Raw genomic sequence first — 26,134 nt, forward strand, 5'->3', positions numbered from 1 at the left:
CTCCCTTGCGTGTAAAGTAGCAGCCATAAAAATCATATTCAGGAACCGATTATGGCCGTGGGTAAATCTTCTTTCGACATCAGCGCAAACTTCGACAGCGGCAACATCGAAGTGCTGGACATCAGCAATCCTTTGCAAGCGTTGCTGGCGATCAAGCCAGACACCCGCAGCCAGCACTTCCAGTGGTTCCACTTCAAGGCCAGCGGTCTGCACGTCGGTCAAGATCATTGGTTTCGTCTGAACAACGCCAGTAAATCCTCGTACAACAAGGCCTGGGATGGCTATCAGGCGGTGGCGTCCTATGACCACGTCAACTGGTTCCGGGTGCCGACCATTTTCGAAGGCGACTGCCTGCGTTTCAGCCTCGAAGCCACTGCCACTCATGCCTGGTTCGCCTACTTCGAGCCCTACAGCCGTGGCCGCCATGACTGGCTGATCGAACAGGCCCTGACCAAGGCCGGCACCGAACTGCTGGCCACCGGCAAGAGCGTTGAAGGTCGCGACATCCAGTTGTTGCGCAAGGGTACGGGTGCCGAAGGTCAGCGCAAGGTCTGGATCATCGCCCAGCAACACCCCGGTGAACACATGGCCGAATGGTTCATGGAAGGCGTGATCGAGCGCCTCGAAAAACACGACGACCCGGTGCTGAAAAAACTCCTGGCCAGCGCCGACCTGTACCTGGTGCCGAACATGAACCCGGACGGCGCCTTCCACGGTCATTTGCGCACCAACGCCATGGGCCAGGACCTGAACCGCGCCTGGCAGAACGCCAGCCAGGAAATCAGCCCGGAAGTGTTGTTCGTTCAGCAGCAGATGGAAAAGTATGGCGTCGACCTGTTCCTCGACATCCATGGCGATGAAGAAATCCCCCACGTGTTCACCGCCGGTTGCGAAGGCAACCCGGGCTATACGCCACGTATCGAGAAACTCGAAGCACATTTTCGCGATCATCTGAAACACCAGACCAAAGACTTCCAGACCAAACACGGCTATACCCGCGACGAGCCTGGCAAAGCCAACATGACCTTGGCCTGCAACAGCGTCGGTCAGAAGTTCGACTGCCTGTCGCTGACCCTGGAAATGCCCTTCAAAGACCACAACGACGCACCGAACCCGCTGACCGGCTGGTCCGGCAAACGCTCGAAGCAGTTGGGCAAGGATGTGCTGACGACCATCGCCGACATGGTCGATACCTTGCGCTGATCGCCCTTAAAATCAACAGATCGCAGGCTTCTGCCGAAGGCTGCGATCTTTTGATGTTTCACTCGGCAGCAATCCGCACACAATCCTCCGGCCCCAGCAAGCGCCCATCTTCGGCACGCAGCTCCAGCGGCCGCACCGGTCGACCGTTCTCACGATCGACAACCCGCGAATGTGCCTCCCCCGCCTCAAAGAAAAACGCCTCGCCCCACTGCCGTAACCCGATGATCAACGGGAACAGGCCCTTGCCCTTCTCCGTCAGCACGTATTCCTGATACGCGCTGCCGTCCGACGCAGGCACCAGATCGAAAATCCCATGAGCCACCAATGTGCGCAGGCGGGCCGAGAGAATGTTTTTGGCCATGCCCAGATTGCGCTGGAACTCACCGAATCGCCGCAGGCCATCGAACGCATCGCGCACGATCAATAACGACCACCAATCACCAATCGCGTCCAGTGAACGGGCGACCGGGCACTCGGCGCCTTCCATGCTTGTACGTTTAACCATGACCGCGTCAACCGGCAACAAATGTGGTTGCAATATAAAACCAGACTCCCTACCGTACAACTGGTTTTATTTTGAAACCACAAAAGGAAGCCCGTGATGAAACCTGACCACCCGTTAAGCGGCGCCGTGGTGCTGCTGTTTGCCGTCGCCTGCGGCCTGGCCGTCGGCAATGTGTATTACGCACAACCGCTGCTCGATGCCATGGCCGAGGCCTTCGCCATGGATCCGGCAACCATCGGTATCGTTGTCACCCTTACCCAGATCGGTTATGGCGTGGGTCTGTTGTTGCTGGTTCCGCTAGGGGATCTGCTCAACCGTCGACGGCTGATCGTCGTGCAAACCCTGCTGTCGGCCCTGGCTTTGTTGATGATCACGTTTGCCTCGAACAGCATCTGGCTGTTGCTCGGCATGGCGCTGACCGGATTACTGGCGGTCGTGACGCAAGTCCTGGTGGCCTACGCCGCGACCCTGGCCATCCCGGCGCAACGTGGACGTGTGGTGGGCGTGATCACCAGCGGCATAGTCGTCGGCATTCTGTTGGCACGAACGGTGGCGGGTGGCATGGCCGATCTGGCCGGTTGGCGTTCGATTTATCTGTTGTCCGCCGGGTTGACCCTGCTGATGGCGCTGCTGTTGTTTCGTGTGCTGCCCAAGCACGAAGAGGCGCGTCCGGATAGCGCTTACGCTGCGTTGATCGCCTCGGTCTTCACGCTGTTCAAGGAAGAACCGGTATTGCGTCAACGGGCCATGCTCGCCCTGCTGACCTTCGCCAGCGCCATGGTGCTATGGACACCCTTGGTGCTGCCGCTGAGTGCCCCGCCGCTCTCACTTTCCCACACCGAAATCGGCCTGTTCGGCTTGGCCGGAGCCGCCGGTGCACTGGCCGCCGCTCGCGCCGGGCATTTGGCCGATCGCGGTCTGGGTCAATGGACCAGTGGGCTGTCGTTGCTGCTGATGCTCGCCTCATGGCTGCCCATCGGATTCACCCAATCCTCTTTATGGGCGCTGCTGCTCGGGGTGATTACGCTGGATCTGGGTTTGCAAGCCGTTCACGTTACCAGCCAGAGCATGATCTACAGCGTGCGCCCCGAAGCGCAAAGCCGACTCACCGCCGGCTACATGCTGTTCTATTCGATCGGCAGCGCCTTGGGTTCTATCGGTTCGACGGCGATGTACGCTTGGGCGGGATGGATTGGGGTGTGCTGGCTGGGTGCGGGGATCAATGCCGTGGCGTTGATTTATTGGTGGATGACGTTGGCCCCAGCCCCGAGCAAATCCTGTGGCGAGGGGGCTTGTCGGAACGCCGCACCGCCCCGTTCGGCTGCGCAGCAGTCGTAAACCGATTAAACGCGGTATGCCTGACCTATCGCATTTAGGGCTGCTTCGCAGCCCGACGGGGGCAAGCCCCCTCGCCACATTTTTCAGCAACCCTGATCAGCCGCGATCCTTACCCCGCAGCATGCTGTTCAGCACATCATCCCGGCGCACCCACCCGTGAAACAACGCCGCGGCCAAATGCAGCAGCACGGTCAGGAACAGCAGATACGCCAGATACCCATGCGCCTTTCGCAGGAACGCAAACACCTGCGCATTCGCCGGCAGGATCGACGGCAACTGCAACGAACTACTGAGCATCACCGGGTCGCCAGCCGCGGAAATCATCGCCCAGCCCAGCAGCGGCAAAATCAGCATCAAGGCGTACAGCAAAAAATGCGAAGCCTTGGCCGCGAATGCTTGCCAACCCGGCAGGTCCGCCGGCAGCGGTGGTTGCCGGGTCGAAAAACGCACGGCCAGACGCACGATCACCAGCAACAGAATCGCAACGCCCAAAGGTTTGTGCAGATGGATCAGCCACTGATGGCGCTCGGACACCGAGGCCGCCATACCCGCGCCGATAAACAGCATCGAGATGATCATCAGCGCCATCAGCCAGTGCAGCAGCCGCGCCAACGGCGCGAAATGGTTCGGTTGAGCACTCATTGTTGAGACTCCTGTTTGGCGTTGGGCAACTGCTTCACTTCGCTGGTGCGGCGCAGGTAGGAACGGGCGTAACCCGCTGAGCGAGCGGCGAGCAACGGGTCGTCGGAGCCTTCGATACCGCTGGGCAATACCAGTGGGTCGTAGTTGATGTCACGGCACTCGCCATTGAGTTGCGGCTGGGTACTTTCGAGCACCAGCGTGCCGGCGTTCAGCACCTTTCGGCCCTCGGGCCAGGCCTTGCTCGCGTCGTTGACCGGGTCCCCGGGGTTCGCCAGGGTGACGTTCAGCTGCCAACGCAGCGGGCCCGCGGACAAGCGCTGCACCAGATCTTTCTCAAGGAAACCACCGCCCTCGGGGGCCGTTGCACCTGCCGCGTCCTGAGCCACTGGCGTCATGCTCCAACGCACCGCCTGCCGTTGCCCGGCCGCGTTCACCAGGTAAAACGCGTTGACGCTGTTATAGGTTTCCGTTGCGTAACTGGCCGACGGTTTGGCGGTCTTGACCCAAGTCAGAAACGGCACGGCTTCGGGGTGCGCCGCAAAGAACGCTGGCACAGCCGCCGGGTTCGGTTTGCCGGTAGCCGGATCCGGTGACTGTGCTTGTTGCAACTGATAGAACGCCTCGGGCGTGCCCACCGGGAACACCGGCATGCTGTTCATTCCGGTGCGCCATTGCTGACCGTTGGCCTGGGTGAAACGCAACGCCAGGCTGCGGATCGGCACGCTGTTGTCCGGCGCGTAAGGATTGCCGGCAGGCAGCGCGAAACGCCCGACCACCGGGGTCCGCGCTTCGCTGAACACTTGGGCACTGGAATACTCGCGCGCCTGGCTGCTGCTCTCGAAATGCCCGATCACGCACACGCCTTTGGCGTGATTACGACGGAATCCCGGGTGCACACCGTTGTTTTTCTCCAGTACATTGACCAAGTCTTTCGGCGTCAGGCGCTGTGGGTCGAGTGTGCCGTTGACGTAGGCAAAAGCCCCGGCCAATGTGGCGACGACCACAGCAATGCCGGTCAGGCGCAACGTCAGGCTCGCGGCACTCAGCGGTGGCCGGCCAGGCCCCGTTGGTGGTGATGAGCGATCTACCATGAATGACTCCAGGGCCATCGGCCACAAGTGAGAAGAATCAGGCAGACGAACCCCACCAGGGTTTATTCCATCGCCCGGTGTTTATTTTTCCAAGCGTGGAATAACCTCGAATGCCGGGCGTCTTCCTAGTCCACAGCGTAGTGACTAGTCAGAACTTCATGAACGATATCGACGAACAACTCAGGGAAGTCATTCCCAGGCTGCGGCGTTTCGCCGTATCGCTCACGCGCAACTCCAGCAGCGCCGACGATCTGGTGCAGGCCAGTCTTGAGCGGGCGCTGTCGAGTTGGGGCGACAAACGTCCCGAGGGCGACTTGCGTGCCTGGCTGTTTTCGATCCTTTATCGGCAGTTTCTCGACGCCCATCGCCGCTCCCGCCGTTATGCGCGAATGCTCGAATTTTTTACCGGCCGTGATGATGCGCAGCCTTCGGCAGAACGCACGGTGATCGCCCAATCGACCCTGCAAGCCTTCGATCAGCTCAGCACCGAACAGCGCGCGCTGCTGCTCTGGGTGTCGGTGGAAGGCTTGAGTTATAAGGAGGTCGCCGAGATTCTCGACGTCCCCATCGGCACCGTGATGTCGCGCCTGTCCCGCGCACGCCAAGTCTTGCGCCAGCTCAGCGACGGCGAAATCACCCACCCTTCTCTGCGGAGACTCAAATGATCAGCATGCCTCCCAGCGAGCGTGACCTGCACGCCTACGTCGATCACCAACTCAGCGATGCCGATCAGCATCGGGTGGAGATTTATCTGGCCAACAACACCGAAGTGGCCGCGCAAGTACGCGCCTGGCAACACGATGCCCAACAATTGCGCGCGGCCCTGAGCGGCGCCTTGCAGCAACCGGACAACCCGGAACTCGACCCGGCAATGATTCGCCAGCGAGTCAAACGCCAGTCGCGCCGCCATCTGGCCAGCGCGGCGGTGTTGCTGATCGCAGTCAGCATCGGCGGATTGAGCGGTTGGCAGGCGCGGCAAATGACCCTGGTCAGCGCCCCGCTGCCGATGACCGATGCGATGCAGGCCTACCGGCTGATTGCCCAGCAAGGCATCCTGCCGGCGGATTACACCGTCAGCGATGACGGCGACATGCAGGGCTGGCTCGATCGGTATTTCAACCAGGCCCAACGCCTGCCGAACCTGACCGCTTCCGGATACACACCCATCAGCGGGCGGCTGCTCAGCACCGAACAAGGGCCGGCGGCGATGGTGGTATACGAGGATCAGAGCGGCCATAAAGTCAGCTTTTATGTCCGGCCACCCGGGCCGAAAAATACTCTGCTGCCTCGCGGTAGTCGCAGTGATGGTGAACTGCAGGCGGAGTACTGGTCGGGGGCCGGGTACAACTATGCGATGGTCAGCCCGAGTGATACGCCGGCGGCGCAGATGCTCAAACAGACTTTGAAGTTCTGATCTCCGGAAGCGGAGACAACACCAATCGAATGTGGGAGCGGGCTTGCTCGCGAAGACCGTTTAACATTCAACGTTTATGTCGACTGACACACCGCTTTCGCGAGCAAGCCCGCTCCCACAGGGGATTTGTGGAGGCCTGAGATTGTGGTCAACCCGGCCCAAACACTTGCGAAGGCCTTCGCAACAGCGGATCGAACGGATTGATCCGCGGCCCGATCAGCGCGGCTTCACGCTTGAGCATCTCCACCACCGTCGGCAAGCGATCCGGCCCCAGGCGATCGCTGACCGTGGCCACACTCAGCGCCGCCACCGCCCGGCCTTCGCGGTCGAGGATCGGCACGGCCACCCCGGCCATGCCCTGCAATACGCCAGTGTTGCGCCCTGCGTAACCGAGGGTGCGCACATTCTCGACTTCCGAACGCAGGAACACTTCGTCGTACAGATGAAAATCCTTGAGCCGCGGCAGGTTGTAATGAATCACCGTGTCGCGTTCCTCTTCCGGCAGAAACGCCAGAATCGCCAAGCTGCCCTGCCCCACACCCAGCGCCACCCGCCCGCCAATATCACCGGTAAACGTGCGGATCGGAAACGGCCCTTCACTGCGGTCCAGGCAGATCGCATCGAAGCCGCTGCGTGCCAGTAAAAACAACGAATCCCCCAACGAAGCCGACAGCCGCAGCAACGCCGGCCGCGCCAGTTCGCGCAAGTTGCCGGTGTTGCCGGCGCGGGCCGCCAAGGCAAAAAACTCCAGGCTCAGGCGATAGCGTTTGCTGCGCGCGTCCTGCTCGACCATGCCCTCGTCCATCAGGCTGCGCAGCAAGCGGTGGGTGGTTGGTTGCGACAAACCAATGCGCTGCGCCAGTTGCGTCACGCGTTCTCCACCTTCGACGGTATCACCCAGACTGCGCAGCACCGCAAATAGTCTTGAGACGGCACCCACGCCGACTTCATTTTTGTTTTCATTCCGCTCAATGGAATCAGGCATGTGATTTCTCGACAATAAATTTACTCACTGAATGAAACTGAAAATAATCATCGCTTCAGTGAAATAGGCCATTGAGCCCATCCTATTCTTCGTCCTACTCTGCGTCCATCAGGGGCGATTCGAACAACAGCGGCAGCCGACAGAAGTCGAGCGCCAACGCACCCCGGCAACATCCTTTTCGTATCTGCCCATACAAAAAAGCGCGCCTTTGGCGACGCATAACAATCTCAGGTGGAGCGCAGTCATGGCCTTCGTGCAACTTGAAAACCTCGGCAAACGTTATGGTGAGATCGACGCGGTCGTCGCCACCAATCTGTCAGTGGAGAAAGGCGAGTTCGTTTCCTTGCTCGGCCCCTCCGGCTGCGGCAAAACCACCACCCTGCAAATGATCGCCGGCTTCGTCGAAGTCAGCAGCGGGCGCATTGTCCTGGACGGTCGCGACATCACCCACGCCAAACCCGCCAGTCGCGGTCTGGGCGTGGTGTTCCAGAGTTACGCGCTGTTCCCGCACATGACCGTGCAAGACAACGTCGCCTTCGGCCTGCGCATGCGCAAAGTGCCCAACGGCGAGTTGCAGCAACGGGTGGATCAGGTGCTGAAACTGGTACGTCTGAACCAACACGCCGAGCGCTACCCACGGGAGCTTTCCGGCGGTCAGCGCCAACGTGTCGCGCTGGCTCGGGCGTTGGTGATCGAACCGCCGGTGTTGCTGCTCGACGAGCCGCTGTCCAATCTCGACGCCAATTTGCGCGAAGAGATGCAGTTCGAAATCCGCCGCATCCAGCGCGAAGTCGGCATCACTACACTGATGGTCACCCACGACCAGTCCGAAGCGCTGTCGATCAGCGACCGGGTGGTGGTGATGCAAGCCGGGCGCATCACTCAGATCGACGCGCCCTACACCCTCTACGAACACCCGCGCACCGAGTTCATTTCCGGCTTCGTCGGCAAGGCCAATCTGCTGCCCGGCGAACGGGACAACGCTGGCGTTGTGCAGGTCTGCGGTCGTGGCAACGGCGAACTGACCCTGAGCCTGCGCCCGGAAAAAATCGACTTGCTGGATAAAGGTCAGGGCCGTCTGCCAGGCAAGATCGTCAGCCGCTTTTTCCTGGGCAGCCAATGGCTGTACGGCGTATCGACATCGTTGGGCGAACTCAGCGTGGTACGTCGCAACGACGGTTCCGCCCCCTTGATTGAAGGCACGGCGGTCGGGCTCGATTGGGATGCAACATTGCTGCGGGTGCTGAGTGTCGACGAGGTGTCGGCATGAGTACGCTTGCCGTCATCCGCCAGAGACGTCAGGGCTATTGGTTATCCGCACCGGCCCTGGCGTTGTACTTCGGTCTGCTGGTGATCCCGTTGCTGCTGACGCTGGTGCTGTCGTTCAACGTCTTCGACTACAGCTCGGGTATCAACAGTGACGCCTACACCCTCGATCACTACAGCAGTTTGCTGGGCGATCCGTACTTCTACGAGATCTTTCTGCGCACGTTCTGGATCAGCGCCCTGACCACCCTGCTCTGCGTGGTGATCGGCGTGCCCGAGGCCTACATCCTCAGCCGCATGGGCGCGCCGTGGCGCTCGATCTTCCTGATTCTGATCCTCACGCCGTTGCTGATTTCGGTGGTGGTGCGCGCCTTCGGCTGGAGCCTGTTGCTCGGCGCCGACGGCCTGGTCAACCAGACCCTGCAAGCCTTCGGTGGCTCGCCGATGAAGCTGCTCTACACGCCATTCGCGGTGGTGATCGCGCTGGTTCACGTGATGCTGCCGTTCATGATCATTCCGGTCTGGACCTCGCTGCAAAAACTCGACCCGGCCGCCGAACACGCCGCGCTGTCACTGGGCGCCAGCCACCTCACGGTGATGCGCAAAGTGGTGCTGCCGCAAATCATGCCCGGCGTGCTCTCCGGCACCTTGATCGTGTTCGGCCTCGCGGCCAGTTCATTTGCCATCCCCGGACTGCTCGGCGGACGCCGGATAAAGATGGTCGCCACGCTGATCTACGACCAGTACCTGTCGGAGCTCAACTGGCCGATGGGCGCTGCGATTGCCGTCGCGCTGCTGTTGCTCAACCTGCTGATCATGCTGTCGTGGAACCGGATGATCGAAGGCCGCTACAAGAAGTCATTGGGATAATTCGTCATGTCCAGAAACGGTCCTTTCGCCCTGCTGTTCCATACCCTGGTGGTGCTGTTCATGCTCGCGCCGCTGGTGGTGGTGTGCCTCGTCGCCTTCACCCCGGAAAACACCCTGAGCCTGCCGACCACGGAGTTTTCCCTGCGCTGGTTCCGCGCAGTGTTCGAGCGCGCGGACTTTGTCGATGCGTTTTACAACAGTCTGATCCTGGCGTTCTGTGCCGCCACGCTGGCGACGCTGATCGCGGTGCCGGCAGCCCTGGCAATCACTCGATTCGAGTTCCCCGGCCGGGACTTTTTCAACGGTCTGTTCCTGTCGCCGATCATCATTCCGCACCTGGTGCTGGGCGTCGCGTTGCTGCGGTTGTTTGCGCTGATGGGCGTCAACGGCAGCTTCGCCTGGCTGATCTTCGCCCATGTGCTGGTGATCACGCCGTATGTGCTGCGCCTGGTGTTGGCCTCGGCCATCGGTCTGGACCGCAGCGCCGAACACGCCGCGCAATCCCTGGGCGCTGGACGCTTTACGCTGTTCCGGCAAATCACCTTGCCGATGATTTTGCCGGGCGTCGCCGGTGGCTGGCTGCTGGCGTTCATCAACAGTTTCGATGAGGTCACATTGTCGATCTTCGTCACCTCGCCCGCCACGCAAACGCTGCCGGTGCGCATGTACGTGTACGCCACCGAATCCATCGATCCAATGATGGCGGCGGTGTCGGCCTTGGTGATCGCGCTGACCGCGCTGACGATGATTCTGCTTGATCGGGTCTACGGCCTGGATCGGGTTCTGGTGGGTAAACAATGAGGGCGCCATGGCTCTGCTGAAACGACTGGCCGAAGGCGACCGCCCGGCCCTGGACTTTACCCTCGACGGCAAGCCTGCCAGTGGCCTGCTCGGCGACACCTTGCTGACCGCCGTGCTGACTTGCAGCGAACACCTGCGCGGCAGTGACTTCAGCGCCGAGCCCCGCGCCGGTTTCTGCCTGATGGGCGCCTGCCAGGACTGCTGGGTACGCCTGGGCGATGGCCGCCGGGTGCGCGCCTGCTCAACGCTGCTTGAAGCCGGACAACACATCAACCGCGAACCGGGGCGATTGGTATGAACACCCACTTTCCCAGCACAAACCCATCTCCCTGTGGGAGCGAGCCTGCTCGCGAAAGCTATCTGTCAGCCAGCATCAATGTTGGATGTGCCGCCGTCATCGCGGGCAGGCTCGCTCCCACAGGGGGGCCGCGCCGATCACAAAACAGGTGGGCAACACCAATCAAATGTGGGAGCGGGCTTGCTCGCGAAAGCGGACTGTCTGCCGGCATATCTGCTGAATGTTCCGCCCCCTTCGCGAGCAAGCTCGCTCCCACAGGGGTTCAGTGGCGGTCAAAAATAATGTGGGCAACGCTGACGGGGTGGGTATGAAGTCTGTGGTCATCATCGGCGCAGGCCCCGCCGGAATCCGGGCGGCGCAAACCCTCGTTGCCCATGGCGTGCGCCCCATTCTGCTGGATGAAGCCGCGCGCGGTGGCGGGCAGATTTATCGGCGTCAGCCGGCGAATTTCAAGCGTTCGCCGGTCAAGCTGTATGGCTTCGAAGCACGCAAGGCCAAGGCACTGCATCAGACAATCGACGAACTGCGCGAGCAACTCGATTACCGCCCCGACACCCTGGTATGGAACGCCGAATCTGGGGCGCTCGACACCTTGCATGAGGGCCGCGCCGCACGGCTGGAGTTCTCCCGGGTGATCGTCGCTACGGGCGCCACCGACCGGATTCTGCCGGTGCCAGGCTGGACGCTGCCGGGAGTCTACAGCCTCGGTGCGGCGCAGATCGCCTTGAAGTTTCAAGGCTGTGCCATAGGTGAACGCGTGGTGTTCGCTGGCAGCGGGCCGTTGCTGTATCTGGTGGCGTACCAATACGCCAAGGCCGGTGCCAACGTGATCGCCGTACTCGACAGCTCGCCCTTCAGCGCTCAGGCCCGCGCCCTGCCCAGCCTGCTGTCGCAACCCTCCACGCTGGCCAAAGGCATTTATTACCGTGCCTGGCTGACCGCACACGGCATCCCGGTACACCAGGGCGCCACCTTGAAACGCATCGATGGCGAACACCGCGTGCAATCGCTGAACTGGCATAACGCAGCAAGCGAACATCGAATCGAATGCGACGCCGTAGCCTTCGCCCACGGCCTGCGCAGTGAAACCCAACTCGCCGATCTGCTGGGCTGTGAATTCACCTGGAACCCGCTCAACCGCGCCTGGCTGCCGCAGCGCGACAGCGCCGGTCGCAGCAGCATCGCCGAGGTGTACCTGGCTGGTGACGGCGCCGGCATCATGGGTGCCGACGCGGCGGAAATGGCCGGTGAACGGGCAGCCCTGGCGCTGCTTGAAGATATCGGTTACCTGATCCCGCCACAGCGTGCCACCCAATTGGAACAGTCGCTGAACACTATCGGCAGATTCCGCCAAGGCCTTGAGCGCGCCTTTATCTTTCCCGAAAGCTGGGCCTCCGACGCCGCGGATGACCTGATGATCTGCCGCTGCGAAGAAGTGCGCGCCGGCGACATCCGCCAAGTAGTGCGCGAAGGCCATTGGGAGATCAACCGGGTCAAGGCCCATTGCCGGGTCGGCATGGGTCGCTGCCAAGGGCGGATGTGCGGCGCCGCCGCAGCGGAAATCATCGCCTGCACAAGCCAGCGCAACCTGTCCGACATCGGCCGGTTACGGGCACAGGCGCCGATTAAACCCCTGCCGTTCGGTCTGGAGGTCGAGCCATGATCGAGGTCGATGCAATCATTATTGGCGGCGGCATTGTCGGGGCCTCCGCGGCCCTGTTTCTGAGCAAGGCCGGTCGTCGCGTTGCGTTGCTGGAGCGGGACTTTTGCGGTTCGCACTCCAGCGGTGTGAACTACGGCGGCGTGCGTCGTCAGGGCCGGCCGCTGTCGCAATTGCCGCTGTCGCAACGGGCTCACGAGATCTGGGGGCAACTGCCTCAGCTGATCGGCATCAACGGCGAGTACCAGCGCAGCGGCCACCTGAAACTCGCCCGCAGCCTCAACGACCTGCACGCCTTGCAGGATTACGCCGCCAGCAGCCAGGGGTTCGGCCTCGATTTGCAGGTACTCGATCGCCATGAGTTGCGCGCACGTTTTCCGTGGGTCGGAGAGGTCGCGGTTGGTGCCTCGTTGTGCCCGGACGACGGCCACGCCAACCCGCGACTGGTGTCTCCGGCCTTCGCGCAGGCCGCGCGTCGGCACGGCGCGCAGATCCATGAACAATGCGCAGTGACCGCAGTGGAGCATGACGGTCAGCGCTTTCGCGTCAGCACTCAAACCGGCCTCGAGCTGCACGCCCCCTGGCTGCTGAATTGCGCCGGCGCCTGGGCCGGAAAGCTCGCTGCGCAATTCGGCGAAGCGGTGCCAATGCACGCCGGGCACCCGGCAATGCTGGTCACCGAACCGTTGCCGCTGGTGATGAACGCCAGCACCGGCGTCGAGGGCGGCGGCATCTATGCCCGTCAGGTCGCTCGCGGCAATTGTGTGTTGGGCGGCGGCCAGGGCTTTGCCCTCGATAACGCCCGCGCCCGGCCTGGTCAGAACGCCGTCATCGAGATCCTGCGCCAGGCCGTCGAACTCTACCCGTTTCTTGAAGGTGCCCAGGCGATTCGCACCTGGAGCGGCACCGAAGGTTATCTGCCCGATCGCCAACCGGTGATCGGTCACAGCAGCACCCAACCCGGTCTGTTGCACGCGTTCGGCTTTGCCGGTGCGGGCTTTCAGATCGGGCCTGCGGTGGGCCAGGCGCTCACCGAGATCATCTGTAGCGGCGCGTCAAAGACGCCGCTGGATGCGTTTTCCATCACCCGGTTTCACTCCATCTCCGTTGCTTGATAGAGGAAGGTCGCGCCATGAATCATTTCAAACGCAGTGCACTGCTCGGTTTTTCTTGCGTGGGCGCCCTGCTCACGGTCAGCCAGGCCCAGGCAGAACCGACGCTTTACCTGGGCATGAACGGCGGAACCATGGAGCGGCTCTACGCCGACAAGGTGCTGCCGGCCTTCGAGAAAGCCAATAACGTCAAAGTGGTGATCGTGCCGGGAACCTCCGCCGATATTCTGGCCAAGGTCCAGGCCAGCAAAGGCAACCCGCAGATGCACGTGATGTTCCTCGACGACGGCATCATGTACCGCGCCATCGCCATGGGTTTGTGCGACAAACTCGAAGACAGTCCGCCCCTGGCACAGATTCCGGCCAAGGGCCGCATCAAGGATCAAGCCGTGGCGGTCAGCCTTGGGGTCACGGGGCTGGCGTACAACACGCGGCTGTTCAAGGAAAAAGGCTGGAACGCACCGACCTCCTGGATGGACATGGCCGACCCGCGCTTCAAGGACAAACTGGTGTTCCAGTCGATGGCGTCTTCGACCTTCGGCCTGCACGGTTTCCTGATGTTCAACCGGATTCAGGGTGGCAGCGAAACCGACGTCGAACCGGGGTTCAAGGCTTGGCCGAACACTGTCGGGCGCAACGTGCTGGAGTACATTCCGAGTTCCGCGAAAATTTCCGAAATGCTCCAGACCGACGAAGCGGCGCTGTTCCCACTGACGCCGACCCAGGTCACCGCGCTGAAGCTCAAGGGCATGCCGGTGGAATATGCACAGCCGAAAGAAGGCTCCGTGGTGCTCAACGTCGCCGAATGCGCCATCGCCAACAACACCCAACCGGAACTGGCGCAAAAACTCGCCGCCTTCCTGCTGACGCCCGAAGCGCAAGCCGCTGCGCTTGAAGATGGCGATCAGATTCCATCCAACCCGAATACGCCAACCACCGACAAGACCCGCGGTCAGGTCGAGGCGATGAAACAGTATCTGACCACCGCGATCGCCATCGACTGGGATCAGGTCAACGAACAGCGCCCGGCGTGGAATGCCCGGTGGAATCGCAGTATCGAGCGCTAATTCGATCGCGCAGTCGGTTGGGGCAGTTGGTGGAGGTCAGGGATCCGGCTTGACCGCAGGGATTGATGGTGCAGCACCGGCCTCATCGCGAGCAGGCTCGCTCCCACATTGGATTTCCAGTGGCTACAAAATCCGCGAACAATGGAGATCCTTGTGGGAGCGAGCCTGCTCGCGATGGCGGCCTGACAAGCACCCCGACTTTCCCGCTATCATGTCGCCCATTTCCAGGCCCCCACGCCCTCCTCCTGATCAATAGCGAACCTGCCCATGGATACCCTCGCACAACTGCGCGCCGGCCAACTGTCGGGCATCACCCGTCTGGACTTGTCCTGCGGCCTGACCGAGTTCCCCCGGGAAATCTTCGACCTGGCGGACTCGCTCGAAGTGCTCAACCTCAGCGGCAACGCCTTGCGCAGCCTGCCGGACGACCTGCACCGCCTGACCCGTTTGCGCGTGCTGTTCTGCTCGGACAACCAGTTCACTGAACTGCCCGCTTGCCTCGGCCAATGCACCGCGCTGACGATGATCGGCTTCAAGGCCAACGCCATCGAAAACGTGCCGGGCGCCGCCCTGCCGACGCTGTTGCGCTGGCTGATCCTGACCGACAACCGCCTCACGGATCTGCCGACCGAACTGGGTGAACGCCCGCATCTGCAAAAGCTCATGCTCGCCGGCAACCAGTTACAGCGTCTCCCCGAAAGCCTGAGCCATTGCCATCGACTCGAACTGATCCGCATCGCCGCCAATCAGCTCACCGAGCTTCCCGAGTGGCTGCTGACCCTGCCGAGCCTGACCTGGCTGGCGTACGCCGGTAACCCACTGGAAACCGAAGCCGATGCCGCCGCCCTCGAAGCCACGGCGAGCATTCCCTGGTCCCAGCTGAGCCTGGCGAAAAAACTCGGCGAAGGCGCGTCGGGGGTCATTCATCAGGCGTTGTGGGAGCAGACGAAACAGGTCGCGGTAAAACTCTATAAAGGCGAAATGACCAGCGATGGCTCGCCGCTGCACGAAATGAACGCCTGCATCACCGCGGGCATCCACCCCAACCTGATCCGGGTCGAAGGGCGGATTGTCGGCCATCCGCAGGCGCAGGCCGGGTTGGTGATGCAACTGATCGATCCGAGTTACCGCAACCTGGCCGGGCTGCCGAGCCTGGCGTCCTGCACCCGCGACGTCTATGCCGACGACACCCGATTCAACGCTGACGTGGCGCTGCGCATCGCCAGTGGCATTGCTTCAGTGGCTGAACATTTGCACCGCCAAGGCATCACCCACGGTGACCTCTATGGTCACAACATCATGTGGAACGAGCACGGTGATTGCCTGTTGGGCGATTTTGGCGCGGCGTCTTTCCATGCCACTTCGGACAGCCTTGAAAGCCGCGCGTTGCAACGGATCGAGGTGCGGGCGTTCGGAGTGCTGCTGGGGGAATTGCTGGCGCGGATCGACTCGGGGCTGAGCGATGAAGGGCGTGAGGCGTTAGAGGCGTTGCAGCAGCGCTGCTGTCAGCCGGATGTGCTGGCGCGGCCAGGGTTCAGCGAGGTTGTGCGGGAGTTGAAGGGACGGTGACCGCTGCGCGGTCATTCGCGAGCAAGCCCGCTCCCACATAGGATTTGTGAACGCCACAGATCGAATGTGGGAGCGGGCTTGCTCGCGAAGACGGCCTGCCAGGCAACAAGCCGTCAATGACACACAGACTTAACCCGCCAACCCGACAAACATGTCCTGCACGTCATCGTGATTATCGAGGCCTTCGAGGAACGCTTCGACTTCTGCCATCTGCTCGTCGCTCAAACCACTGACCGGGTTCTTCGGCTGATAGCCCAACTTGGCCGACAACACGGTGAAACCCTGCTCCGGCAGCGCTTTCTGTACCGCATCCAGGTCCACAGGTTCGGTCAGGAACAGCGTCGCGCCGTCTTCACCCGGTTCGAAATCCTGGGCACCGGCTTCGATCGCAGCCATTTCCGGATCGGCGTCAGGGCTGTCCGGGGACGCCTCGATCATGCCGACGTGGTTGAAGTCCCAGGCCACCGAACCGGAAGCGCCCAACTGGCCCTTACGGAACGCGACGCGGATTTCAGCGACGGTGCGGTTGATGTTGTCAGTCACGCATTCAACGATCAGCGGCACCTGATGCGGTGCGAACCCTTCATACGTCACGCGATGGTATTGCACGGTTTCGCCCAACAGGCCCGCGCCTTTCTTGATCGCGCGATCCAGGGTTTCCTTGGGCATCGAGGCTTTCTTGGCCTGCTCGACCACCAGACGCAGGTGTGCGTTGGTGGCGGTATCGGCACCGTTGCGGGCAGCGATGGTGATTTCTTTCACCAGTTTGCCGAAGATCTTGCCCTTGGCGTTGGATGCCGCTTCTTTGTGTTTAACCTTCCACTGTGCGCCCATTACTCACTCTCTTGATCTGTGGCGCCGAGACATCTATTGGCCGACGCATTGCGCAAGTTTATACGGCCTAAAGATGCCAATCGACCAAAAATTCCAAGATCTTCACCCCGTGACGAATCGACATCTTCACCAGTGTTTGTAGGGCGATTCTGAAAAGTCGATTTGCGGTGACGCTTCAGGGCTGTGGTTTCGTACCCTCTGCGCCCATCCTCCCTGGCAGAAGCGCGCTCGATGCACAACGACAAGGAAAGCCCCTTTACCCTGACACTCCTGGACGGCGGTTTGAGTCTGCAGGTGTTGCAGTTCAGTGGCCGTGAAGGTCTCAACCAGCCCTATCGATTCGACATCGACGTGATCGGCCTCGCCCCGGCGATGCGCCTCGACCAATGGCTGCAACAACCGGCGTTTTTGCGGCTAGCGGGGGACCAGGGCATTCACGGCGTGATCCACAGCGTCAGTCGCGAACATCGCGGCAAGCACCGGATCGGCTACTCCCTGGTGTTGGCACCCCATCTTCAACAACTTCACCTGCACAGCTCGCGTCGGGTGTTTCATCGTCTCAGCGTGCCCGCGATCGTGCGCCAGTTGCTGGAGGAACATCAGTTACCCGAACACAGCTACCGCTTCGAACTGGCAAACGGGTGTTACCCGCCCCGACCTTTTTGCATTCAGTACGATGAGAGCGATCTGGCCTTCATGCAGCGGCTGTGTGAGGAAGAAGGCATCCACTATCACTTCGAACATCAGCACGACGGGCACGTGCTGGTGCTGGCCGATGACAGCCTGAGTTTCCCTCAGGAGCCGCTGCTGATGCCGTTCCAGGACGACGCATTCAACGACTTCGCCTTGCCGGTGATCAGCGAACTGTTCCAGCGCCATGACCCGGACCTCGCCCCGACACGATGGGAGGCCAGAAACCGCGGCGCGCAGGTGATCGGCGATGGAGCGGCCAATCACCCGCTCACCAGAACGGGCCCGATGACGGCACGCCCCGCGCCCGAACAGCTTCATCACGACCAGCTCAGCCGCCGACGGCTGGAACGCCTGCGTTGCCAGCAACGGCAGATCCACGGCCAAAGCAACCAGAGCGAACTGTGCAGCGGACAGATCCTGCAAGTGGCGCAGCACCCACTCTCGAGTTTCAACGATCAGTGGCTGCTCACCGATATCCGGCACCAAGGACAGCAGCCGTCGATTCTCGCCGAGGGCCAGCCCGGCAGTGCCCGGCGCTACAGCAATCAGTTCACGGCCATTCCCTGGTCAACGGTGTTCAGACCGGCGCTCAAACACGCCAGGCCGAGCATCCCGGGCTATCAGACCGCCCAAGTGCTGGGCTCCGTCGGGCAACCGGCGGCGCTCGATGACCAGGGCCGGATACAGGTCAGGTTATGGCCGACGCCGGCGTTCGAGGCGGATGAATCCGACGGTCTCTGGCTACCGGTCGCCCTCGCAACGCCGGACGGTCGGATCGATCCGTCCAGATTGCCCATGGCCGGCACCGACGTGCTGGTCAGTTTCCTCGACAGCGACCCGGACCGACCGGTTTTGTGTGCAGGCATGGGCCATCCCCAGCCTTCCCGCCCCGCTCCGGAGCCACGTCGCGATGGTCGTCTACTGCTCGATTGGCTGATCAATCGCTCGGATCTCGCACCTTGAGTTTCATCCCTTGTCGGCCTTGCCCGCCGCCGCGGCAAACTTCGCTAGCCGCACGTCGAGGTGCCGTGGCCGATGCCCGTGATCCTCGGCGCGCTCTTTGCGGCGGATGGCGTTGCGCACCATCAATGAGCCGAGGTAACGGATCGGCTCCGGCGGAAAAAAGCCCAACGGGCCATTCACCAACGGCGAGCGGGTCCAGGCATTGTCCAGCCCCAGCACCATCGAGGCGAGAATCTGCCCGCCCATATGGCAAGGCCCGACACCGCTGCCGGAGTAACCGAAACCGTAGAACACATTGCCGCTGGTGCTCATCTGGCCGAAGAACGGCAGCCCCGTCACCGAGCGATCCGAAGGCCCGTTCCAGGTGGCCTCGACCTTGACCTTGGCGAACGCCGGGAAGAACTCGCTCAGGCTGTGCTGCAACAGGCCGGCATAGGGCGACGGCTGGTCGAATACCGGCAGCATTCGCCCACCGTAGGCGAAGGTATTGCCGCCCTTGCCGAGCATGATTCGACCGTCCGGGGTGTTGTGGTAGTAGTGCACGAAAATCCGCGAATCGAGCACTGTCACGCCGCTGGTCAAACCGATCTCGCTGAGCAGATCCGGCCGCGGTTCGGTGATCAGCATGTCGCTGGAAACAATCGCCACACTGCGTTCGAACTGCGGGAACGCCCGGGCCATCCAGGCGTTCATCGCCAGCACCACCCCATCGGCGCGGACCGTGCCGTTGGGGGTTTTAACTCCCGCAGGCTTGCCTTCCACCAGGCCGGTCATCGCGGTGTTTTCATGAATCCTCACCCCCAGCTGCAAGGCCACCCGGCGCAGGCCGCGCACCAGTTTGCCCGGCTGAACACTCGCAGCAGCCGGGGAAAACCAGCCCTCCAGGTGTTTGCTGGAACCGGCCATGCGCTGTACATCCGCCAGTGGCCGCTGGGTAAACGAGTTGATGCCGTTGCGCTCCAGCGCCGCAATCACCGCGTCGGTCGAGCCACATTGGGCGCGATTGGTGGCGGTGTAGAGCGTGCCGTCGAGGCGGTAATCGGCGTCCACCGCGTACTGTTCGCAAAAGGCGCCGATGGCGTGGATGCTGCGCTCGGACTCCTTGACCAAGCGCACGGCTTCTTCGACGCCGAACAACCGTTCCAGGGTGAAATACTTGGCCGACCACGACAGCGCACAACCACCGTTGCGCCCACTGGCACCGGCACCGCAGATATCCGCTTCAATCAGCAGTACGTCCAGTTCGGGGTTCTGCTGCTTGAGCATGATTGCGGTCCACAACCCGGTGTAGCCGCCACCGACAATGCATACGTCGGCGCGGGTATCACCGGATAAAGGTTCGCACGACGCGCAGGACTCGGCCGCCAGCGCCTGTTCCAGCCAGTAAGGTCTCATGGGGGTAATCCTTATGTACGCAGGGGTTTTACGGTCATCGGTTGGTTAGGCACAAATGCTCTTTCGGGACGCAGACCCGCCGGGCGACTGTTCCAGTGGGGAATCAGCACCAGCGACGAGAACAACGCGCAGCCGGCAAAGACGATGAATACCGTGACCGAGTCGAAGTAACCCGGCAGCAGCCCGCCAAGAATCGCTCCGACCGAACCGCAACCATTGACGAAGCCCGCCGCCGTGGCGCCGGCCTTGGCGGTACCGAAATCGATCGCCGCCGCGCCGCTGATCATCGAGTCCGGTCCGTACAGGGTCAGGCCCATGACGAACAGAAGAGCCACCACCAACAACACGCTGCCGGTATGCAGGGCGCCCATGAACAGCGCCAGGGAAACGGTGAGCGCCAACAAGCTCAGCACACAGGCCGGCATGCGTCGGGCGCCGAACAGTTTGTCCGAGGCCAGCCCCAGCAGGATCGGCCCGAGCAACCCGGCCAGTTCGAACGCGGTGGGAATGATCGCCGCGCCGACCTTGCCCACCGTGGGCATTTGCTCGAAGACGATCACCGGCCCCCACAGCAGAATCGCGTAGCGCGCCGGTTTCAACAGAAAGTACGCCAGCCCCAGCACCAACACCGTGCGGTTGCGCAGAATTTCCCGCAGCGGCTCCAGAACGCTGATCTTGCTTTGAGCGTGCGCCTCTTCGGCGGTTAACGCAGGTTCCGGCTCCACCGCTGGCAAGCCAACGTCTTCGGGTTTGTTACGTTGAAAAATAAAAAACAGCACGGCGACCAGCCCAACCACCGCCGCACTGGAAATGAACGCCGCATGCCAGGTGCCGATCAGCGTATACGCCCACCAACCCGCAAACGGCGAGGCCACCAGCCCGCCAAAGGCGTAGCAGGAGCTCCATAAACCCAACACCCGCCCACGCTGCTCAGCGGGAAAGAAACTGCCAATGTTCTTGCACAACCCCGACCATCCGGTGGACTGCGCCAGCCCTTGAATCAGCATGCAAGTGGCGAAAATCGGCAACGTGGCAAAGCTGCCCATCACCAACGCGGCCACCGCGGAAATCAGCAATCCGCCGAGCACCACGACCCGGGGCCCGAAGCGGTCGGCCAGGATGCCCCAGGTGAATTGCCCGATGGCGTAAGCCGCCAGGTAGATGGCGTCGAGGTTGGCCATGGCCATTTTGTCGAGGGTGAAGGTGGGGTCTTCGGCGATCCCCAGTTTAGCCACGGAAAAGGCTTTGCGGGTGAAGTAGAACGCGGCATACGCGAGCCAGGTGATGGCAAAAATCTGCACGCGCCAACGCTTGATGGTACCGATGGGACTGTTCATTGTGGTTCTGACCTCAGGGTGTGAGTGTGCCGGCAGAATTGGAAGAAAACGCCTGTGTTTTTATTGTTGAGCACTGCGGTATCGCCTGTTCCCTGAGGCGATACCGGTCAGATGAGTCCTGCTGATTGCACGCAAGGGCTCATGGCCACCGAGCTGTTCGACTGAACAGTCACCGGGGCTGAAGCGGATAAAAACAATTACTGATTAATAAGTGAAATCGATTTATCGTATTTCAAATATAAGCTCAGCTTGTTACTGGCTAAGCTCGTTACTGGAGAGTTCAATGTCGGTATCCCACGCCCAGCTCAAAGCCTTCCACGCCGTCGCGGTTCACGGAAGCTTTACCAGGGCCGCCGAGCGGCTGTTTCTGACGCAACCGGCGATTTCCGACCAAGTGCGCAAGCTCGAAGAGCGTTTCGGTGTGTTGCTGTTCCACCGCAATAAACGCTCCGTGCGCTTGACCGATCTGGGCGAGCGCCTGTTGAGCATCACCCAGCGGCTGTTCGTCATCGAAGCCGAAGCGCAGGAGTTGCTTCACGCGTCTCAGGCGTTGCAAACCGGCAGCCTGATTCTGGCGGTGGACGCGCCGGTGCATGTGCTGCCGCAGATTGCGCGGTTCTGTGAGCGCTACCCCGGCATCAGCGTGAAGATTGAAACCGGCAACACCGACGAATCACTGTTTCGGCTGTTCAACTATCAGGCCGATCTGGCCCTGTTGGGGCGCGATGTCAGCGACGACCGTTTGCTCTCGTTGCCGCTGCGCAATGACCCGATGGTGGCGTTCGTTTCGCGTCATCATCCGTGGGCCGATCGCGAATCCATCTGCCTCGCGGACCTGGACGACACACCGTTGGTGCTGCGGGAAATCGGCTCGGTGACGCGGCAAACCCTGGAAGAGGAAATGGCCCGGGCCGGGTTTCGCATCCGCCCGGCGATTGAAGTCGAAGGCCGGGAAGCGGCGCGCGAGGCAGTGGTGGTCGGGATTGGCGTGGGGGTGGTGTCGGCCGCTGAATTCGGCGCGGATTCGCGGGTGTGTGCGTTGCCAATTACCGATTGCACACGCAGGCTGACGGAGACACTGGTGTGCTTGCGCGAACAGAGTTCGCGGCGAGTGGTGGCGACGTTTCTGGAGATGGTTCGCGAGAGTCTTGTGTAGGGCAGGTCCGGCCCCTTCGCGAGCAAGCCCGCTCCCACAGTGGATCTCTGTCGTACACACAATTTGTGTCCGCTGAAGATCAAATGTGGGAGCGGGCTTGCTCGCGAAGGCCGCGCCTCGGTCTATCTACCAGGCGCCAACCCAAAAAACGCCTGTATCAAGCGCAAATCCCGCCGCCGCTCCATGCACCCGATCATGTGCCGATTGACCAACCCCTCGCCAATAATCGGCACCGCCGCCACCCGCGGGTCGTGGCTGACTTCCACCGACGACACCACGCCCACGCCCAATTCTGCGGCCACGGCCTCGGTCACTGCCTCGCGACTGTCCAGTTCCAGCAACACCCGTGGATTGACGTTGGCCTGAGCGCACGCCTCGTCGAATGTGCGTCGGGTAATCGAACTCGGTTCACGCAACACCATGATCACCTGGTCCAGATCCTTGAGCGGCATCCCTTTTGACTTCTGCGCCCACGGATGGCCAGCAGGCACCAACGCGCAAATCCTCGACTCGCTCAACGCTTGCAGATGCAACCCCTTGCGCGGCTCGACTTCGGTCAGCACCGCCACGTCGGCATGCTCTGACAACAACGCGGCCAACGTCTCCTGAGCATTGCCCAACCGCAGATTCACGGTGATCCCCGGATAACGCGCACGCAAACTGGCGAGCATCGGCATGACCATGTGCGGCCCGTCCGCCGCCACTTCCAGACGCCCGGTCAGCAACTGCCGGTTCGCCTCCAGCATCACCTGCGCCTCTTCGGCCAGACCAAACATTGCCCGAGTGATCGCTGCCAGTTTGGTGCCCTCTTCCGTGAGCTCGACGCGCCGCGCGGTGCGTCGCAGCAAGGTGATCTGGTAGTGCTCCTCCAGCGTCTTGATGTGCCCGGTGACCGCCGGTTGGCTGATAAACAGGCGCTCGGCGGCGCGGGTGAAGCTGCCTTCCCGAGCCACAGCGTCGAAGGCCCGCAGCTGAAACAGATTCATGAATAACCCTCACTGATGACTGGCATAACAACAAACAATTTGATTGATAGCTCACCGAATTGCAATTTATGTCCCGTAGCTTCATCCCACTGAGCTTTTGCGAGGACACAAGAATGAGTACTGCCGAGCCCATCCTGCTCACCCCCGGCCCATTGACCACATCGAGCCGCACCCGTCAGGCAATGATGGTCGACTGGGGCTCATGGGATGACCGCTTCAACCAACTGACCGCCAGCCTCTGCGAACAACTGCTGACGATCATCAACGGCGGCGACAGCCATCACTGCGTGCCGTTGCAAGGCAGCGGCACGTTCGCGGTCGAAGCGGCCATCGGCACACTGGTGCCTCGCGACGGTAAAGTGCTGGTATTGATCAACGGCGCCTACGGCAAACGCCTGGCGAAAATCTGCGAAGTACTCGGCCGTTCGTTCAGCACCTTCGAAACCGCCGAAGACGAACCGACCACCGCCGCCGACGTCGACCGCCTGCTGAAGGCCGATGCCAGCATTACCCACGTCGCGCTGATTCACTGCGAAACCAGCACCGGCATCCTCAACCCGCTGGCGGAAATCGCCCACGTTATCGAGCAACACGGCAAACGCCTGATCATCGACGCCATGAGTTCGTTTGGCGCCCTGCCGATCGACGCCCAAGACGTGCCATTCGACGCACTGATCGCCGCCTCGGGCAAATGCCTGGAAGGTGTGCCGGGGATGGGCTTCGTCTTTGCGCGCAAAGAAGCGCTGGCCAATGCCGCCGGTAACTCGCACTCACTGGCGATGGACTTGTTTGACCAGCACACCTACATGGCCAAGACCGGCCAATGGCGCTTCACCCCGCCGACCCACGTGGTCGCGGCGCTGCACGAAGCGCTGCTGCAATACAACGAAGAAGGCGGCTTGCCCGCACGGTATCAGCGCTACGCCAATAACTGCCAGGTGCTGCTCGATGACATGGCCAAACTGGGGCTGCGCAGCTTCCTGCCCGCCGCGATCCAGGCGCCGATCATCGTCACCTTCCACGCGCCGAAAGACCCGCGCTATCAGTTCAAGGAATTCTACGAGCGGGTCAAGGCCAAGGGGTTCATCCTCTACCCCGGCAAACTGACCCAGGTCGAAACCTTCCGCGTCGGCTGCATCGGCCACGTCAACCAGGCCGAAATGCACGCAGCGGTGGCGGCGGTCGCCGAGGTGCTGTGCGAGATGGAAGTACTCGACATCTGATTCACCCCCAATCCCTGTGGGAGCGGGCTTGCTCGCGAAAGCGGACTGACATTCAACATTGATGTCGACTGACACACCGCCTTCGCGAGTAAGCCCGCTCCCACCAAAAGCAGCTCCCCTATTAGCCAGTTGCCACAGGATTTGATCACCATGAACTATACAAACCCAATCAAACTCCAAGCCGCCATCCTCGACTGGGCCGGCACCGTGGTCGACTTCGGTTCTTTCGCCCCGACGCAGATTTTTGTCGAAGCCTTCGCCGAGTTCGACGTCCAGGTTTCCATCGAAGAAGCCCGCGGGCCGATGGGCATGGGCAAGTGGGACCACATTCGTACCCTGTGCGATCAGCCGCAAGTCGCCGAGCGTTATCGCCAAGTGTTCGGTCGCACTCCGACCGACGATGACGTCACCGCCATTTACAAACGCTTCATGCCGCTGCAGATCGAAAAAATCGCCGAACACTCGGCCCTGATTCCGGGCGCCCTGGACACCATCGACAACCTGCGCCAGCAAGGGATCAAGATCGGCTCGTGCTCCGGCTACCCGAAACAGGTCATGGACAAAGTCGTCGAACTGGCCGCCACCAACGGCTACGTCGCCGATCACGTGGTCGCTACCGACGAAGTGCCCAACGGCCGCCCATGGCCGGCTCAGGCACTGGCCAACGTGATTGCCCTGGGCATCGACGACGTCGCGGCCTGCGTGAAGATCGACGACACCGTGCCGGGCATTCTCGAAGGTCGCCGCGCCGGCATGTGGACCGTGGCATTGATTTGCTCCGGCAACGCGCTGGGCCTGGACTACGAAGGCTATCGCGCCCTGGGCAGCGATAAACTGGCCAGCGAACGCAAGCGCATTCACGCGATGTTCGAAGGCTCGCGGCCGCACTACATGATCGACACCATCACCGACTTGCCCGAGGTGATCGCCGACATCAACAAGCGCTTGGCCAAGGGCGAGATGCCGCAAACCGACTGATTACACCTCTCGCTTCATAAAAAAGCGCCAGCTCCTTTAACGGAACTGGCGTTTTTTTGTGGCCGATCACTTGATCCAGAGCATTGAACAGCCCCTTTACCTCAGGCAAACCCACCAAACAGGATTACAGTTAACCCCACGCCGTCGAACAAGAACGGTGACTTCAGACCAGACCTGTGAGGAACGCCGTATGCCCTGGAAGAATTCAGAATCACGCTACAGCACCGTATCGATCGCGCTGCACTGGTTGATGCTGGTGCTGCTAATAGTGGTTTACGCCTGTATCGAATTACGCGGGATATTCCCCAAGGGCAGCGGCGGCCGGACGCTGATCAAAGAAGCCCACTTCATGCTCGGCCTGACGGTGTTCGTGCTGGTCTGGCTACGGCTGTTCGCCCGCAGCCTGGGACCGGCACCGCAGATCTTCCCCGCCTCCCCTCGCTGGCAAACCCTGCTCGCCAAACTGATGCATTGGGCCCTGTATATTTTCATGATCACCATGCCGATTCTGGGCTGGCTGATTACCAGCGCCGAGGGGCATCAGGTGATGTTCTATGGCATCGATCTGCCGTTGCTGATGGAAGAAAACAAACCGCTGGCCAAGCAACTTGAGGGCTGGCATGTGCTCGGCGGGACGATCGGCTATTGGCTGATCGGGCTGCACGCCGTGGCCGGGCTTTATCACCACTATGTGGTGCGCGATAACACCTTGTTGCGGATGGTGCCCAAGCGCGGTTGAGCCAGGTTA

The 26,134-nt window shown here is 61.5% G+C and carries 25 protein-coding genes; 17 read left to right on the forward strand and 8 right to left on the reverse strand.

Annotated elements, in window-relative coordinates; genetic code table 11:
- Positions 1–51 precede the first annotated feature (51 nt).
- On the forward strand, positions 52–1,203 hold the full coding sequence (locus tag KVG95_RS16720) for a M14 family metallopeptidase (protein WP_217857205.1): 1,152 nt from the start codon (positions 52–54) through the stop codon (positions 1,201–1,203).
- 58 nt (positions 1,204–1,261) lie between these two features.
- On the opposite strand, the gene KVG95_RS16725 is transcribed toward KVG95_RS16720, so the two are convergent.
- Positions 1,262–1,708 (reverse strand): winged helix-turn-helix transcriptional regulator, encoded by a 447-nt coding sequence (locus KVG95_RS16725; protein WP_052967753.1) that lies wholly within the window; start codon positions 1,706–1,708, stop codon positions 1,262–1,264.
- Between the two features lie 96 nt (positions 1,709–1,804).
- Between KVG95_RS16725 and KVG95_RS16730 the strand changes: the two genes are divergently transcribed.
- On the forward strand, positions 1,805–3,046 hold the full coding sequence (locus KVG95_RS16730; protein WP_217857206.1) for an MFS transporter: 1,242 nt from the start codon (positions 1,805–1,807) through the stop codon (positions 3,044–3,046).
- A 96-nt stretch (positions 3,047–3,142) separates the two neighbouring features.
- On the opposite strand, the gene KVG95_RS16735 is transcribed toward KVG95_RS16730, so the two are convergent.
- Together KVG95_RS16735 and KVG95_RS16740 are read right to left on the reverse strand one after the other, a co-directional pair.
- Positions 3,143–3,688 carry a cytochrome b gene (locus KVG95_RS16735; RefSeq protein ID WP_217857207.1) on the reverse strand — a complete coding sequence of 182 codons (546 nt, stop codon included), beginning with the start codon at positions 3,686–3,688 and terminating at the stop codon, positions 3,143–3,145.
- Entirely contained in the window at positions 3,685–4,779 is a 1,095-nt protein-coding gene (locus KVG95_RS16740; RefSeq protein ID WP_217857208.1) for a catalase family peroxidase, read from the reverse strand. Before KVG95_RS16740 ends, KVG95_RS16735 begins: the two co-directional genes overlap by 4 nt.
- Positions 4,780–4,937: 158 nt before the next feature.
- Between KVG95_RS16740 and KVG95_RS16745 the strand changes: the two genes are divergently transcribed.
- On the forward strand, positions 4,938–5,444 hold the full coding sequence (locus tag KVG95_RS16745) for an RNA polymerase sigma factor (RefSeq protein ID WP_217857209.1): 507 nt from the start codon (positions 4,938–4,940) through the stop codon (positions 5,442–5,444).
- A complete protein-coding gene (locus KVG95_RS16750; protein WP_217857210.1) occupies positions 5,441–6,193 on the forward strand; it encodes an anti-sigma factor family protein in 753 nt (250 codons plus the stop codon). Before KVG95_RS16745 ends, KVG95_RS16750 begins: the two co-directional genes overlap by 4 nt.
- Positions 6,194–6,341: 148 nt before the next feature.
- On the opposite strand, the gene KVG95_RS16755 is transcribed toward KVG95_RS16750, so the two are convergent.
- Entirely contained in the window at positions 6,342–7,178 is an 837-nt protein-coding gene (locus KVG95_RS16755; RefSeq protein ID WP_217857211.1) for an IclR family transcriptional regulator, read from the reverse strand.
- 244 nt (positions 7,179–7,422) lie between these two features.
- Here KVG95_RS16755 and KVG95_RS16760 point away from each other — a divergent pair, with 244 nt between their 5' ends.
- The 8 genes from KVG95_RS16760 (at position 7,423) to KVG95_RS16795 (ending at position 15,821) form a co-directional block, all read left to right on the forward strand.
- Positions 7,423–8,448 (forward strand): ABC transporter ATP-binding protein, encoded by a 1,026-nt coding sequence (locus KVG95_RS16760; protein WP_217857212.1) that lies wholly within the window; start codon positions 7,423–7,425, stop codon positions 8,446–8,448.
- Complete coding sequence (locus KVG95_RS16765; protein ID WP_217857213.1) at positions 8,445–9,314, forward strand: ABC transporter permease; 870 nt, start codon at positions 8,445–8,447, stop codon at positions 9,312–9,314. The genes KVG95_RS16760 and KVG95_RS16765 overlap by 4 nt, the downstream gene beginning before the upstream one ends.
- Before the next feature lie 6 nt (positions 9,315–9,320).
- Entirely contained in the window at positions 9,321–10,115 is a 795-nt protein-coding gene (locus KVG95_RS16770; RefSeq protein WP_007896923.1) for an ABC transporter permease, read from the forward strand.
- 7 nt (positions 10,116–10,122) lie between these two features.
- Positions 10,123–10,413, forward strand: a complete 291-nt coding sequence (locus tag KVG95_RS16775) for a (2Fe-2S)-binding protein (RefSeq protein WP_217857214.1) — start codon at positions 10,123–10,125, stop codon at positions 10,411–10,413.
- A 307-nt stretch (positions 10,414–10,720) separates the two neighbouring features.
- Positions 10,721–12,076 (forward strand): FAD/NAD(P)-dependent oxidoreductase, encoded by a 1,356-nt coding sequence (locus tag KVG95_RS16780; RefSeq protein WP_217857215.1) that lies wholly within the window; start codon positions 10,721–10,723, stop codon positions 12,074–12,076.
- Entirely contained in the window at positions 12,073–13,188 is a 1,116-nt protein-coding gene (locus KVG95_RS16785) for an NAD(P)/FAD-dependent oxidoreductase (protein WP_217857216.1), read from the forward strand. Before KVG95_RS16780 ends, KVG95_RS16785 begins: the two co-directional genes overlap by 4 nt.
- 17 nt (positions 13,189–13,205) lie before the next feature.
- Positions 13,206–14,252 carry an ABC transporter substrate-binding protein gene (locus KVG95_RS16790; RefSeq protein ID WP_217857217.1) on the forward strand — a complete coding sequence of 349 codons (1,047 nt, stop codon included), beginning with the start codon at positions 13,206–13,208 and terminating at the stop codon, positions 14,250–14,252.
- A 267-nt stretch (positions 14,253–14,519) separates the two neighbouring features.
- Positions 14,520–15,821 carry a leucine-rich repeat-containing protein kinase family protein gene (locus tag KVG95_RS16795; RefSeq protein WP_217857218.1) on the forward strand — a complete coding sequence of 434 codons (1,302 nt, stop codon included), beginning with the start codon at positions 14,520–14,522 and terminating at the stop codon, positions 15,819–15,821.
- Between the two features lie 129 nt (positions 15,822–15,950).
- Here KVG95_RS16795 and KVG95_RS16800 read toward each other — a convergent pair whose 3' ends face one another.
- Positions 15,951–16,655 carry a YebC/PmpR family DNA-binding transcriptional regulator gene (locus KVG95_RS16800; RefSeq protein ID WP_217857219.1) on the reverse strand — a complete coding sequence of 235 codons (705 nt, stop codon included), beginning with the start codon at positions 16,653–16,655 and terminating at the stop codon, positions 15,951–15,953.
- 231 nt (positions 16,656–16,886) lie between these two features.
- Between KVG95_RS16800 and KVG95_RS16805 the strand changes: the two genes are divergently transcribed.
- The gene (locus KVG95_RS16805; protein WP_217857220.1) at positions 16,887–18,311 is read left to right on the forward strand and encodes a type VI secretion system Vgr family protein; all 1,425 of its coding nucleotides are present in this window, start codon (positions 16,887–16,889) and stop codon (positions 18,309–18,311) included.
- Between the two features lie 3 nt (positions 18,312–18,314).
- On the opposite strand, the gene KVG95_RS16810 is transcribed toward KVG95_RS16805, so the two are convergent.
- A complete protein-coding gene (locus KVG95_RS16810) occupies positions 18,315–19,706 on the reverse strand; it encodes an FAD-dependent oxidoreductase (RefSeq protein ID WP_217857221.1) in 1,392 nt (463 codons plus the stop codon).
- An 11-nt stretch (positions 19,707–19,717) separates the two neighbouring features.
- Positions 19,718–21,043 carry an MFS transporter gene (locus tag KVG95_RS16815; RefSeq protein ID WP_123720349.1) on the reverse strand — a complete coding sequence of 442 codons (1,326 nt, stop codon included), beginning with the start codon at positions 21,041–21,043 and terminating at the stop codon, positions 19,718–19,720.
- Between the two features lie 283 nt (positions 21,044–21,326).
- Here KVG95_RS16815 and KVG95_RS16820 point away from each other — a divergent pair, with 283 nt between their 5' ends.
- On the forward strand, positions 21,327–22,199 hold the full coding sequence (locus KVG95_RS16820) for a LysR family transcriptional regulator (RefSeq protein ID WP_048396838.1): 873 nt from the start codon (positions 21,327–21,329) through the stop codon (positions 22,197–22,199).
- A gap of 122 nt (positions 22,200–22,321) precedes the next feature.
- On the opposite strand, the gene KVG95_RS16825 is transcribed toward KVG95_RS16820, so the two are convergent.
- A complete protein-coding gene (locus KVG95_RS16825; RefSeq protein ID WP_217857222.1) occupies positions 22,322–23,185 on the reverse strand; it encodes a LysR substrate-binding domain-containing protein in 864 nt (287 codons plus the stop codon).
- Positions 23,186–23,298: 113 nt separating this feature from the next.
- Between KVG95_RS16825 and KVG95_RS16830 the strand changes: the two genes are divergently transcribed.
- The 3 genes from KVG95_RS16830 (at position 23,299) to KVG95_RS16840 (ending at position 26,125) form a co-directional block, all read left to right on the forward strand.
- Positions 23,299–24,408, forward strand: coding sequence for a 2-aminoethylphosphonate--pyruvate transaminase (locus KVG95_RS16830; RefSeq protein ID WP_217857223.1), 1,110 nt, complete (start codon positions 23,299–23,301; stop codon positions 24,406–24,408).
- A gap of 150 nt (positions 24,409–24,558) precedes the next feature.
- Positions 24,559–25,386: a phosphonoacetaldehyde hydrolase gene (gene phnX, locus KVG95_RS16835; protein ID WP_217857224.1), complete on the forward strand. Its 828-nt coding sequence runs from the start codon at positions 24,559–24,561 to the stop codon at positions 25,384–25,386.
- A gap of 190 nt (positions 25,387–25,576) precedes the next feature.
- Positions 25,577–26,125 carry a cytochrome b gene (locus KVG95_RS16840; protein ID WP_217857225.1) on the forward strand — a complete coding sequence of 183 codons (549 nt, stop codon included), beginning with the start codon at positions 25,577–25,579 and terminating at the stop codon, positions 26,123–26,125.
- Positions 26,126–26,134 lie beyond the last annotated feature (9 nt).

Source organism: Pseudomonas farris, assembly GCF_019145235.1.
GTDB lineage: Bacteria > Pseudomonadota > Gammaproteobacteria > Pseudomonadales > Pseudomonadaceae > Aquipseudomonas > Aquipseudomonas farris.